This is a genomic window from Marinilactibacillus sp. GCM10026970, from assembly GCF_042660675.1.
In the GTDB taxonomy this organism is placed as follows: Bacteria; Bacillota; Bacilli; order Lactobacillales; family Carnobacteriaceae_A; genus Marinilactibacillus.
Genome location: NZ_JBHSUL010000031.1, coordinates 284,961 through 298,437 on the forward strand (window position 1 = coordinate 284,961; position 13,477 = coordinate 298,437).

General features: G+C 35.7%; 14 protein-coding genes. 12 read left to right on the top strand and 2 right to left on the bottom strand.

Translation table 11 applies throughout. The annotated features are described in order from the left end of the window. Window positions 1–33: 33 nt before the first annotated feature. The 8 genes from ACFP65_RS10210 to ACFP65_RS10245 all read left to right on the top strand — a co-directional run bounded on the left by ACFP65_RS10210 (window position 34) and on the right by ACFP65_RS10245 (window position 7,562). The gene (locus tag ACFP65_RS10210) at window positions 34–1,365 is read left to right on the top strand and encodes an ABC transporter substrate-binding protein (RefSeq protein ID WP_379918284.1); all 1,332 of its coding nucleotides are present in this window, start codon (window positions 34–36) and stop codon (window positions 1,363–1,365) included. Between the two features lie 96 nt (window positions 1,366–1,461). Then, the gene (locus ACFP65_RS10215; protein WP_379918286.1) at window positions 1,462–2,397 is read left to right on the top strand and encodes a carbohydrate ABC transporter permease; all 936 of its coding nucleotides are present in this window, start codon (window positions 1,462–1,464) and stop codon (window positions 2,395–2,397) included. A 42-nt stretch (window positions 2,398–2,439) separates the two neighbouring features. Then, on the top strand, window positions 2,440–3,354 hold the full coding sequence (locus ACFP65_RS10220) for a carbohydrate ABC transporter permease (RefSeq protein ID WP_379918288.1): 915 nt from the start codon (window positions 2,440–2,442) through the stop codon (window positions 3,352–3,354). Between the two features lie 3 nt (window positions 3,355–3,357). After that, window positions 3,358–3,981: a DUF624 domain-containing protein gene (locus tag ACFP65_RS10225; RefSeq protein WP_379918290.1), complete on the top strand. Its 624-nt coding sequence runs from the start codon at window positions 3,358–3,360 to the stop codon at window positions 3,979–3,981. 160 nt (window positions 3,982–4,141) lie between these two features. Then, window positions 4,142–4,819, top strand: coding sequence for a response regulator transcription factor (locus ACFP65_RS10230; protein WP_379918292.1), 678 nt, complete (start codon window positions 4,142–4,144; stop codon window positions 4,817–4,819). A 92-nt stretch (window positions 4,820–4,911) separates the two neighbouring features. Further along, window positions 4,912–5,832, top strand: a complete 921-nt coding sequence (locus ACFP65_RS10235; RefSeq protein ID WP_379918294.1) for an ABC transporter ATP-binding protein — start codon at window positions 4,912–4,914, stop codon at window positions 5,830–5,832. Next, window positions 5,825–6,619 (top strand): hypothetical protein, encoded by a 795-nt coding sequence (locus ACFP65_RS10240; RefSeq protein ID WP_379918296.1) that lies wholly within the window; start codon window positions 5,825–5,827, stop codon window positions 6,617–6,619. The genes ACFP65_RS10235 and ACFP65_RS10240 overlap by 8 nt, the downstream gene beginning before the upstream one ends. A 37-nt stretch (window positions 6,620–6,656) precedes the next feature. Next, window positions 6,657–7,562: a sensor histidine kinase gene (locus tag ACFP65_RS10245; RefSeq protein WP_379918298.1), complete on the top strand. Its 906-nt coding sequence runs from the start codon at window positions 6,657–6,659 to the stop codon at window positions 7,560–7,562. A 39-nt stretch (window positions 7,563–7,601) separates the two neighbouring features. On the opposite strand, the gene ACFP65_RS10250 is transcribed toward ACFP65_RS10245, so the two are convergent. After that, a complete protein-coding gene (locus tag ACFP65_RS10250; RefSeq protein ID WP_379918299.1) occupies window positions 7,602–8,624 on the bottom strand; it encodes a zinc-binding alcohol dehydrogenase family protein in 1,023 nt (340 codons plus the stop codon). 112 nt (window positions 8,625–8,736) lie between these two features. Between ACFP65_RS10250 and ACFP65_RS10255 the strand changes: the two genes are divergently transcribed. Together ACFP65_RS10255 and ACFP65_RS10260 are read left to right on the top strand one after the other, a co-directional pair. Next, window positions 8,737–9,678 (top strand): aminopeptidase, encoded by a 942-nt coding sequence (locus tag ACFP65_RS10255; protein WP_379918301.1) that lies wholly within the window; start codon window positions 8,737–8,739, stop codon window positions 9,676–9,678. 78 nt (window positions 9,679–9,756) lie between these two features. Then, on the top strand, window positions 9,757–10,431 hold the full coding sequence (locus ACFP65_RS10260) for a VanZ family protein (RefSeq protein ID WP_379918303.1): 675 nt from the start codon (window positions 9,757–9,759) through the stop codon (window positions 10,429–10,431). Window positions 10,432–10,470: 39 nt separating this feature from the next. On the opposite strand, the gene ACFP65_RS10265 is transcribed toward ACFP65_RS10260, so the two are convergent. Continuing rightward, window positions 10,471–11,313: a DUF72 domain-containing protein gene (locus ACFP65_RS10265; RefSeq protein WP_379918305.1), complete on the bottom strand. Its 843-nt coding sequence runs from the start codon at window positions 11,311–11,313 to the stop codon at window positions 10,471–10,473. Between the two features lie 152 nt (window positions 11,314–11,465). On the opposite strand from ACFP65_RS10265, the gene ACFP65_RS10270 reads away from it, so the two are divergent. Beyond that, window positions 11,466–12,206 (top strand): MurR/RpiR family transcriptional regulator, encoded by a 741-nt coding sequence (locus tag ACFP65_RS10270; protein WP_379918307.1) that lies wholly within the window; start codon window positions 11,466–11,468, stop codon window positions 12,204–12,206. A gap of 121 nt (window positions 12,207–12,327) precedes the next feature. Then, window positions 12,328–13,299, top strand: coding sequence for an aldo/keto reductase family protein (locus ACFP65_RS10275; protein WP_379918309.1), 972 nt, complete (start codon window positions 12,328–12,330; stop codon window positions 13,297–13,299). Window positions 13,300–13,477: the final 178 nt, after the last annotated feature.

Here is a 13,477-nt window from a genome sequence, read left to right on the forward strand (position 1 = left end):
CTTTCATATTAATTATTTTAAGGGGGATTTCGATTGAAATCTAAACACTCAAAGCAATTAATCAAACAAGGTTTACTATTAGGTAGTACAGGTTTACTCTTAGCTGCATGTGGTAACGGAGACGATAATTCAAGTGGTGAAACTGCTTCTGATGGGAATGACGGTAGAACAACACTGGAATTTTGGTCTTTCTGGGGATCTGGAGCTAGAAGAGATACGATTGAAGCCATCATTGAAGATTACAATGAGTCTCAAGATACAGTCACAGTTGAACATGTCTATCAGCCATGGGGAGATATCTGGACTAAATCTCTAGCAGCTATTGCCGGAGGTAATGCACCGGATGTGATTGTTCAAGATATAAATAGTGTAAAACAAAGAGCAGAAGCACAGCAAGCAACTAATATACAGGAATACTTAGATGCAGATGATATTTCAGGAGACTTTTATCCGCAGCTTTGGGAGACCGTGCTTTATGAAGATGAAGCTTATGCATTACCCTTCAACACGGATACGCAAGTATTGTTTTACAATAAAACCGCCTTTGAAGAAGCGGGGCTAGATCCAGAAACGCCACCAGCAACTTGGGATGAACTCGAAGAAATGGCTAGAGTATTAGATCAAGGAAGTGGAAATAGCTGGGAACAAATCGGATTTTATCCACGCTGGAATATTGGGGCTGATGTTTGGGCATTAAATGCAGATGGTGGAAATTCCTGGTTCGATAATAGCGGAGAAGTTGCGATCAATACACCGGAAAAAGTAGAAGCATTAGAATGGATGCTTGAGTGGCAAGATTATTATGGTAGAGATACCATCAACCAATATGAAGCAGAATTTGGTTCAGGCGTATCTGATCCTTTCATTTCCGGTTTAGTTTCTATGCGAGGACAAAATATCAACTATTATACCAACTTGGTGGAAAATGCTCCAGACGATTTTGAATTCGGCGTAGCGCCTTTACCTGAAAAAGAAGCAGGTAGTGGGCACTGGTCATGGGGCGGCGGATTTGTTTTAGAAGTTCCGGCTAATACAGATCATCCTGAAGAGTCTTACGACTTCATGAAGTACCTTTCTTCAACTGAAGTACAAGAAGAGTTTGGGATGAACAGTTTTGATATTATGGCGAATGTTGAGGCCAATGAAAACTTAAAAGAACATCCAGATCTTGATGAAATGGGTCAAATGATCTACGAACTAGCCGATTCTAATTTGGAAGTGACTACGATCACTCCGGTACCGCTTAATGCACCGGACTTTTCATCTCTTGTAAACACAGAAATTGATGCTGCTTTTCTAGGCCAGAAAACAGCCCAAGAAGCACTGGACGATGCACAGGAGTCTGTTGAGAATCTTGCTCAGTAATAAGAGAACTGAATAGTCGTTTATTATAAATGATCAATAGTAAGTGAGAAGGGGAAGATCATTTCCCTTCTCACTATTTTTTAAGGCGGTGTATACATGAAAGCGATCCATGCTACTAACAATCAGAGGAAAAATCATAAGCCTAAGTGGAATAAACGTAAAAGAAATGAAGCTTTGTGGGGACTCTTATTTGTTTCTCCATTTATTATTGGCTTTATCGGGTTTATGTTCTTACCGATGGTCTTTTCTTTTATTGGTAGTTTTACAAACTATAATATTACATCCAGAATGGATTTTATTGGTTTTGATAATTTCAGAAGAATGTTTACGAGTGACCAGTTATTCCTGACCTCTCTTTACAATACTGTATTCTACGTTGTATTGAACGTTCCGTTAACGACTGCGGGTGGGGTTTTTCTAGCTGTACTATTGAATCGAAACATTAGAGGGATTACTATCTTCAGAACGATTTTTTATCTACCAGCTATCTTATCAGGGGTTGCAGTATATGTTTTATGGATGCAACTGCTTTCTCCCTCAAGTGGTCTGATAAATACAGTATTATCTTGGGTAGGTATTGCCGGTCCTTCATGGTTGTTTGATCCGAATTGGACAAAACCTGCATTGATTCTTATGCGTTTGTGGAGTGTGGGGGGAGCAATGCTTCTGTACTTGGCTACTCTCCAAAATGTACCCACTCAATTGTATGAATCAGCTGAAGTTGATGGAGCTGGACCTATCAGAAAGTTAAGACACATCACCTTACCATTGATTACACCTATTATTTTTTATGATGTGATTACATCAACCATTGGTGCTTTTCAGATATTCCAAGAAGCTTATGTAATGACAGAAAATGGCACAGGCGGCCCAGCCAATTCACTCCTTTTTTACAATCTTCATATGTGGAATAAGGCCTTTGTTGCTTTTGATATGGGATATGCGATGGCGATGTCTCTTGTGTTATTTGCAATCGTCATTGTACTGACATTTATCAATTTGAAGCTAGCTCCTAGATGGGTACATTATTAACTAAATCAAAACAACTGAATAATTAGAGAGTGAGGAGAGGCTATGATAGAATCTTCTGAAACAAAATACGTGCAAGACGATACTTCGAGTGCATCAAAAGCTCAATCAAAATATTTTAAAAGTAAAAAGAGACAAGAACGAACTGGGAAAATACTCATCTATCTTTTACTGATCATTGTCAGCCTCGTCTTACTGGCGCCATTAGTTTGGATGTTAAGTACTTCGCTAAAACCTATGACAGAAATTGTTAGATTTCCACCAACTATTCTTCCAGAAACGTTTGTGTGGCAAAACTATATGGATACGATTCAAGCATTTCCATTTTTTAAATATATGGGCAATACTTTGTTCATAACCGTATTCGTCGTGCTCGGAAATGTTTTTTCCAATTCTTTTATAGCTTATGGTTTTGCTAAGATAGATTTTCCAGGTAAGAAAATCTTATTCGCACTTGTACTCGCAACGATGATGGTTCCAGGATTCGTTACAATGATTCCTCAATACATTCTTTTCACTAGAATCAATTGGGTAGGAACGTATTTACCACTTATTGTTCCAGCGTTTTTTGGTAGTGCCTTTAATATCTTTTTATTGAGACAGTTTTACATGTCTATCAATAATGAACTGATTGAAGCTGCACAAATTGATGGAGCTAATCATCTCTATATATGGAGTAGATTAATGATACCTTTGACCAAACCTGCACTGATTACTGTTGGAATCATGTCTTTTAATGGTGCCTGGAATGACTTTTTAGGACCATTACTTTATATTACACAGGAAGATATGTATACACTTCAAATTGGACTCCAGTCCTTCTCCAATCAATCAACGACTCAATGGAACTATCTTATGGCTGGAGCTACTTTGGTATTGATACCTAGTATATTACTCTTTTTCTTCGCTCAGAAATATTTCATTGAAGGAATGGATCTTACTGGTGGCACGAAAGGATAACTTATGGAAAGAGAAAAAAACATACCTAAACAGACTTCGGTCATTGTACGGTTCACTGAATGGTTTGCTAACTTATCCCTTTTAAATATGATATGGTTACTTTTTTGTATTCCAGTCGTAACCATTATACCGGCTACTGAAAGTTTGTTTTATGTAGTCAATCGATTGTACAAAGGAAAAGAAAAGCATCCAGTACAATTATTTCTCTCTCATTTCAAAGAGAACGGATGGAGAAATTTCAAACAAAATGGGTACTTGTTGGTCATTTACGCACTGTTTTTATTTGACTTTGTGGTGATCAGAAATAGAACCGATCTTCCAGACTGGATGTACCTATTTACGGTAGCGATAACGGTATTATTTGTATTAGTCGTATTACTTTCAGTCTATTATTTTTCTTTAAAAAATATGATTGAACTGAATACCGGAAAAAGATGGTTACTATCATTTTATCTAATATTCAAATATATACTGAGTAATCTGGGGTTAAGTCTGGCATTGGCTCTATTATTTATACTAATGTTTTTGTGGCCAACACTAGGTATTTTTTTTAGTATGAGCGTGCCTGTACTAATCAGCACATTAGTAGTAGAAAGAAATTTATCCAAATTGCATGAGAATAAATAGGTAGATTATTTTAAAGACTTTATAAGAGCGATAACGCTTATAAAGTCTTTTTTTTTGTTATCTGAAATCTGATACTATTACAGGGGATAGAAAATTAGGCTTTATTTCTGTAAACTGGATTTAGAATACCGAATACATTGACAGGAGATGGGCGTTCAAAATGAAGCGGATAATGATTGTCGAAGATGATAATGCAATCAACGAATTGCTAACGGATTTATTGAGTGACGAGTATGAAGTGATCCAAGCATTCGCTGGTTCCGAAGCTTTAAGAATAGTTGAAACAGAAAAATTGGATTTGATTGTGTTAGATTTGATGTTGCCCGGAATAATGGGAGAAGAATTTATTGTAACTTATCGTGAAAAATCTAATGTGCCGATTATAGTGATTACTGCAAAAACCGAAATGAATGTTCTAGCAAATGTTTTAGAAATGGGCGCCAATGATTACATAGCCAAACCATTTAATACGGTAGAAGTCGTTTCAAGAGTGAAAGCCCAACTGAGAGATCATCAAGATGACTTTCAGACTAATCCTATCTATAAAGTAGGAACCATAGAGATGGATGAAACGACGAGAGAAGTTAAAGTAGCAGGGAGAGTTATATCCCTTACGCAAAAAGAGTACGATTTACTAAAATGCTTTATAGAACATCCTAAAAAGGTGTTCACTAAAGCGAATCTTTTTGAAACAGTTTGGAATGAAGCTTATTTCGGTGATGATAATACAATATCTGTTCATATTTCAAGATTGAGGAAAAAGTTGTCCGAGCATAGTGGGGAAGACATTATTGAAACCGTTTGGGGAGTTGGTTTCAAGCTTAAGGTAATTGATTAGAAGAGTTAAGACTTTTGTAAGGTTTACTTCAGAAATTTGAAATCTTTCTACTTTAAAATTGGTTTTGTAAGAAAGAAAAAGGAGTGTTTAAGATGGAAAATCTGATAGAAACTGTTGGGTTAACGAAACGTTACAATAAGCAAGTAGCTTTAAATGATGTTTCGATTCATGTAAGACAAGGAGGAATTTATGGGTTGATTGGAAAAAATGGTGCCGGAAAATCAACATTTTTCAAGACACTGATGAGTTTGGCGCCAGAATATTCAGGCGAAATCTTACTATTTGGAAAGCGTTCGAATGCAGAGTTAAATGATGCACGCCAACGTATGGGATTTATGATGGGTGCGAACTTTTTCCCGTACTTGTCAGCTAGAGAAAACTTAGCTTACTATAGAAAACTAAAGGGAATCAGCGATGTCTCAGAAGTCGATCGAGTACTTAAATTAGTAGAAATGGATCAAGTCAGTAAGAAATTCAAGGCATTTTCAATGGGGATGAAACAACGCATAAGTATTGCAAATGCACTAATGGGATCGCCGGATATTATTGTTCTGGATGAGCCCATTAATGGACTAGATCCACAAGGAATAGCGGATTTTAGAAAAATTGTTCAGAAGTTGAACAAAGAACATGGAATTACATTTTTAATTTCTTCTCATATTTTGGGAGAATTGGAATTGATGGCTACTCGATTTGGCTTTATTCATGATGGTGTATTGATCGAAGAGTTGGATAGAGAAACCATTCGCAATAAAACAGAAGAAAAAGTGATCGTCAAAACAAATGATGTTGAAAAAACGGCGTATCTGCTTGAACAACATTTTGATAAAATTGACTATACCGTAAATAGCGGGCAAGAAATCGTTATTTCAAAAATGACAGATAGAGTGGATGAGATTGCACAATTAATCGTTTCGAACAATCTCAAGCTTTATAAACTAATATCACAAGAAATTTCCATACAAGATTATTATCTGAATTTGCTCGCTAAAGGAGGACAACAACATGTTTAATTTTATTCAGGCAGATTTATATAGACTAGCCCATAAAAAATCGAATTACGCCTTTTATGGTATCTTGTTTTCCCTTTTCGTCGTAGCGGTTATCCTACTTCAGGCGAGTTCTCCAATCAGTGAAGGGATTTCTAACGCGTATATAGAATTAGGTGTATTTCTATTATCTCAAGCCTTTCCGCTGTTTTTTGGTTTACAAGCTTACTCTACTGTATATATAAACGATATCTCTTCGAGCTCATACCAAAATATCTTCAGTAGTGGCTTATCCAAAACGGAATTTGTGATTGGCAAATTTATTACTTTTGTTATCTATTTATTTACAACATTTTTGATAGGTGCCATTGTATTCTTTGCTTTATTCTTTTTCTTGACGTTAAGCACAGGAGCTCAGGTAGATACTGGAAACTTAAATGATCTTACTGTAGTGGGAACGACAATCTTTTTAGGCATGATTGGTTATGCAGCTGTAGCGAATGTAGTTGCTTTTATTAGTCAAAATACTACAGTGTCTTTAATTACTTTTGGAGTCTTAATCTCAAATGTCAGCTTAACTGCATTAAATTTAATTAGTCTAGCAACAGATAAATTAGAATTTTTGAGAAAGTTCACTTTGTCTTACTATATAAACCATACGAACCAGTCTATCATAGCGGGTTTTTTACCTGATATGCCATCAAATGCAGAGCCTTTAGTTACTTGGGGCGTAACGTTACTATATATAGTTGTTGCAAGTATAATTGGAATTTTGATTCTGAACCGAATTGAGATCAAAGAAGGCAAGTAGGGTATTCATCTAAATATAGTGAAGTAGGAGGTGTTTTATGGTCATCGTTTTGCTACTCAGCTTAATTCTGAACGTTATCTTCATGATTAAGTTTTATCAAAATAGAAAGTTTAATCAGCGTATCACGAACCAACTTAAATGGATTGAACAAGGGTATGCTTTAGCTGAATTAAGAAAAAATCATTCTTCTGTTTCTCAAGATTTACTGGTTGAAGAAATTAACGGTTTAATCAAACGGCATAAACAAATTCAAATTGAATTTAATACGATTGTAAATCAGAACAAACAAATGATTTCTTCGATTTCGCATGACTTTAGAACGCCGCTTACATCAATGCTAGGATATGTTCAAATTCTTCAGACATCTGCTGAAAGTGATAAAGAAATCAAATATTTGAAGATAGTTGAAGAAAGAACAAAAGTTTTAAGTGAGTTGGTAGAAGAATTTTATCGATTAAGTTTACTTGAATCTAAAGATCTTTCTTTTGAAATGGAACAAGCTTATCCAATTATGTTGCTACAAGAACAACTAGCGCTATATCATCAAGAACTATCACAATCTTTCAATACGGTATCCATTCAGTTGATGGAAGAGACAACTAGTATTGAAACAAGTATATTGGATTTCAATAGACTTTTAGGAAACCTCATTAAGAATGCCTTTTCTCATGGAACGGAGCGATTTTGTGTTTACAATGAATTATCGGATGATAGTCTAATGATTTATATTGAAAACAAAGTAGAAAATCCAAACGCTCTTGACGTTAACAAAATTTTTGATAGAACATACAAAGGAGATAAACCAAGAACGTCTAGTTCTACAGGGCTAGGCTTATCTATTTCTAAAAAAATTGCTGAATCATTAGGATATACACTGGAAGCTGCTATCGAAGAACAGATTTTACAATTCAAGTTATCGATTCCTTTAAATGAACGTAAATAAAAACGAGTGACTCTGAGAAAGAGTCAACTCGTTTTTCGTTTATACAGTATGTTCAAGGACAATTTTTCCGTTAGTATGGCCAGTCATCAGTTGATCATAAGCTTCGCTCAATGTCTGTTCAGTTATTTCTTCATATCTATGATTGATTGTTGAGTGTATGTTTCCAGCTTCAACTTCTTTTCTCAATTCATCAAGATAATTATGTTGTTGAATCCAGTCCTCTGTTTTATAAACAGATCTCGTATACATCAACTCATAATTGAACGAGACACTTTTAGAAAAGAAGGACATCGGCAGAGCTTCACTTAATGGAAGTATAGAACAAACATGTCCTCTAGCGCTGACAATCTTACTAACTTCTTTGATATTATAGTCAGCGTTGGCTGCTAAAAAGATATAGTCTACAGAGTTGATACCAAATTCTTTTAGTTGTGGTTCGTAAGGTTTTTTGTGGTCGATAATTTTTTTCACACCAAGAGATCTCAGATGCTCTCTGGATTCATCTCGAGAAGCTGTTCCAATGACATCAATCCCATCGTTTAGAGCGATTTGCGTAGCGATTGACCCCACACCTCCAGCAGCACCTACAATGAGTAGAAGGGGCTTTTCTTCACTGTTCTTAGGGATTGTTAATTGATCATAAAAGGTCTCATAAGCCGTCAAAGCTGTTAAAGGAAGAGCAGCAGCTTCAGCAAAGTTCAAGTTTTTCGGTTTTAATGCAACCATTCTTTCATCAATTAAGTGGTAATCAGCTTGAGCACCTTGAACGTTACTGGTTCCGGGATAAAAAACGTCATCTCCAACTTTGAATAATGTAACGTCATCTCCAACCTCGACTACTGTACCAGAAACATCGCGTCCTAAAACAGTGAAACTAGTGTCATCTGCTTTTTTCATTTTCCAAGTCATGACGTCTGTAGGATTTAACGCTACGGCTTTTACTTCTACTAGAATTTCTCGATTATTTGGTGCAGGTTTTTCTATAGATCTTTTTTCAAATTGGATTGAACCATTCTTTTCTTCAGAACCTTCAAATCCATATGCAGTCATATTTTCTGACATCATTATCGTCCTTTCTGTTTATCGATACCCACAGTCTACACCTTAAGAAAAGCAAGAACAAACAATATGTGATAGAATGAAAAAATACTGAATAAACGAGGGATGGTTAACGATGAGCCAATATTTAAAAAATGCACAAAAAGTATTTGATAATAATTTCAATTTACAAAAAGAAGAAACAGTTTTAATCGTAACAGACGATAAGATGAGCGAAATTGCTCACTTCTTCTATGAAGCGGCTAAACTTAATGGAAACGAAGCGGTGCTTACCCAGTTTCCAGCAACTTATAAAAGCGGAGAAGAACCACCTAAAGCAATTGCTGAGGCACTGAAGCATGCTGATGTTGCTCTATGTGTGACTTCAGCAAGCTTGACTCACACAAATGCTAAAAAAGAAGCAGCTGCTGGTGGCACAAGAATTGGGACAATGCCTGGAATTACATTAGATATGTTAGAAAAAGGCGCGATAGAAGCTGATCCAGATACTGTTAAAAATCTCACAGCTCAGTTCACAGAAAAGCTAGAAACTGGTTCAAAAGTCAAAATCGAAAAAGATGGAGAAGTTCTTGAATTTACAATTTCTGGCAGAAGAGGCGTACCGAGTACAGGTATCTTTTGGAATAAGGGAGAAGCAGGGAATATCCCTTCTGGGGAAGCTTACATTGCTCCGATAGAAAATTCTGCAAATGGTTCATTAATCGTAGATGGTTCAATAGCTCAGTTAGGTAAAGTAGAAGAGCCCATAAAGTTAACACTGGTAGAAGGCAGATTAATAGAAGCAACTGGAGAGCAAGGATCTGAATTATTAAATCTATTAGGAGAAGACAAAGGGAGAATAATAGCAGAATTCGGTATTGGTACAAATCCAACTGCACGTATAACTGGTGTGGTTCTTGAAGATGAAAAAGTTTTTGGAACAATCCATATTGCTTTTGGAAGCAACAAGCCTTTCGGTGGTCAAACAGAAGCCGGTGTTCATATTGACTGCGTCGTGCAAAGTCCGACTGTTTGGTTAGATGAAGAAAAGATCATGGAAAAAGGACAGATTGTTTAAGAAAATTTAAGGTCTAGTCTTTAGAATGAAAAGTTATTAGAACAAAAGATTCGATAGAAAAAGAAAGAAGGAAAGCCTATGAAGAGAGCGTCAAAATCAAAATACCCTTTATTATTTGCTTGGCTAACGGTATTAGTCTGGATGGCGATCATTTTCTGGTTTTCTTCTCAGCCTGCAAGTGAATCAGCGCAATTAAGTTTTGGTGCTATGGAAGTCGGAAGTAAAGTTGTCAACCACTGGAGAGTTGTTGCAGCAGTAGGGTTTTTACTATTTTTCAATTTATTTCTCATTTGGTTAAAAAGAAGAAGTACGCCTTTGTGGGGAAAACTGCTAATCTTTATTTTGTTTGTTGTATTTTGCAGTGCAACCATCTACTTTCTTTTGACGATTGTTAGACCAAGACTAGGCATTAATGAAATAAGAGGCATGAATTATTACACATTGCATAATTTCATCAGGAAAAATGCTCACTTCTTTATCTATATGTTTCTTGGAATATTAGTGAAAAACGCGCTTTCGACTTCAGATGTTAAGGGAATCAAAGCCGTTTTAATTGCACTCGTTATTTGCGCAGTATATGCATCAACAGATGAGTTTCATCAAAGTTTTGTACCTGGAAGAACAGCATTGATATCAGATGTTCTGATTGATTCTACTGGATCATTTATTGGCATCATTCTTTATTCAATATTAGACTGGATTTCGGGTAAAAGAAGTATCTGGCAAGCTTTTTGGAATTTAAAAGCACAATAAAAAAAGCACAATCGATTAATCAAATAATCGATTGTGCTTTTAAAATAGATCCAGTTGACGAGGGGAAAGATTTTCGAAGTCTAACCCCAAAATCTTTTGTAAGGTTTTTGCATTAGGGGCTGCATGACCACCAGAGTTATTATTGAAGATGACACATACTTCATGTGAATCCTTTTCTAATGTTCTGGCCGTTTCTGCAAAAGATTCTAATTCTTTTTCTTTATATTCGTATAAAGTTCTTTCAGCACGCCAGTCCTGTATGTTTTCTCCTAACCAACCTTCATAATTACGGCCATGAAGGCGATAGATGGATAATGAAGGATGCGTCGATACTGAGATTGTTGGAACACTATTATTTGGCGTTTGAGGCTGGTCAACAATGACATTAATCATTTCCAGCTCTTTCAAAAAATGAATGGTTTTAGATTGGTTATTTTCATTGAACCAGCTTTGACTTCTAAATTCTATGGCTAAAGGCCAGTCTCCCATTAGTTTTCGAACAAGTCTAAGATACTGTACATTTTGCCTGGTACAATCAAAGTATGGCGGAAACTGAAAAAGGAACGCTTTGACTTTTCCTGCTTCAACCATTGGAGAAAAGGTTTGTTTATAAACTTTGAACATAGATTCTATACTTGTAAACTCTTCAATCCATTCCTTATGCATCGTCATAGCTTTATAAGCCTTTGGAATAAATGTGAATACAGCTGGTGTTTTCTCAATCCAGCTTTTAATGTTTTTGTCGGGGGGAATAGCATAAAAACTAGTATCTAATTCTACAACTGGAAAATGACTAGAGTAATTTTCCAATTTTTTTGATTGATCCAAAGTGATTAGTGGGTGATCACTCCAACCAGTCAATCCGATTGTTATCATAATCATTGCCTCAATTCTACTTTTATCTATTTAGTTTAACATGATATAATGGTTAGATAAACTATGTGTATTTAATTTTATTTATTATAAAGTAAGGTACTCTAAAAACCCTAATTTTATCAGTTTCCTTATACTAAGCTGTTAAAGGAGTCATTCAAATGTCTTTTTATAAATTTCTGGAAGAAAATCGAAATCAGTTAAATCAAACGGAAGAAAAGATTTTGACGTACTTAATGAAAGAAAAAAATCAAGTCGAAAAATGGACGATAAGGGAAGTTGCTCAACAATTTTATACTGTTCCCAATACAATTGTTCGAATGTGTCAAAAGCTTGGATTTCAAGGTTATGTTCATTTCAAAAATTCTTTAAAAGATACTTTGGTAGAAGAACAGTCCTTTTTAGAGATGACCGACTTAGATAGTAAGATTGTAAAGACAAAGCAATTTCTAAATGATGAGATTACAGAACAAGTGTTGGAGGCTATAAATGAGGCAGATCAAATTCTGTTCTTTGCAGTTGGATTATCTAGATTTCCAGCAGAAGAATTTAGTGAACGGCTTAAGATTTTAGGGAAGAGGAGCCAAACCTTTATTGATCCTCATCTTATGAAACACAATGCAAAACAGATGACAGACAAAGACTTAGGAATTGCACTCAGTCTAAGTGGTTCAGAGAAATCTAATGTGTTCTCTGCCACGAATCGTGCCAATATAGCTGGTGCAAAGACAATTAGTTTAACAGGTTTCTCGACTAATGAGCTTTCTAAAATAACTGACATACAACTATATGTATATAGTACTGAAATCAAAATTGAGGGTTTAGATGCATCGGATCGATTTGGTATGCACTATTTACTAAATCGATTGTTCAAGGATTATGTAGATCGATATTCGATTTAAAAAATTTAAATAGAGATAAAATTTCATATATGTATTAGCAGTGTACTTATTTCTTTTATCAGTTGCTTTTGCTTATCAACTCTGCGAAAATATAGAAAGAACTTACTATGGAGGCGATATCATGGAGTATAGACAGTTAGGTAATAGTGGACTTAAAGTTTCAGAAATTGCACTAGGTAGTTGGCTTACATACGGAAAGACAGTAGAAGATACGACTGCAGAAGACTGTATTCGACTAGCCTATGAAAAAGGTATCAACTTCTTCGATACAGCAAACGTCTATGAACAAGGTCAAGCTGAAAAAGTACTTGGTAAAGTATTGAAGGATTATCAAAGAGATCAAGTGGTTGTAGCGACCAAAGTATACTTCCCTATGGGAGATGGACCAAATGATAGAGGGCTCTCTAGAAAACATATCATTGAACAATGCGATAAAAGTCTTCAACGTTTAGGAATGGATTATGTAGATCTATATCAATGTCACAGATTTGATCCAACGGTGCCATTAGAAGAAACCTTAATGGCATTAGATGACTTAGTGAAACAAGGAAAAGTTTTGTACACAGGGGTGAGCGAATGGTCTGCAGCTCAAATTGAGAAAGCGCAGGGAATCATTGATCATAGAGGACACCACAAAATGATTTCCAATCAACCCGTTTATAATTTATTGCAACGATACATTGAATCCGAAGTTTTACCTGTTTCAGAATCTTATGGAATGGGCCAAATCGTGTTTTCTCCGTTAGCTCAAGGGGTCCTAACTGGAAAATACAAACCAAATGCCGAAATACCGAAAGACTCTAGAGCGGCAAATAAAGAAATTGGAAGCTTTGTTAATCGTTATATGGACAATGAGACCTTGGAAGCTGTTCAGAAACTAGATGCTATTGCTGATCAATTAGATTTAAGTCTCGTTCAGCTTTCTTTAGCCTGGATCCTACGTCAACCCGGCGTTTCTGCAGCAATCATTGGAGCAAGTAGACCTTCTCAAATCGAAGAAAACGTAAAGGCATCTGGAATAAAATTATCAACAGATGTTTTAGACGAAATTGATATAGTATTGAAAAATATTGCACATATCAGAACAAGATAAGCGAGTAACATAAAACGGACCCACATTCTTTCTCTAGAGTGTGTGCCCGTTTTTTTGATTATTTAGACTATTACTTATGGCTCTGTGTCAAATAGTGTTGGTAACATTAGTTACCCTTAAGAAGATTTATCGATTTCATTCGATAAGTCTTCTTTTTTTGGGCTTCATTTTTAGTGAG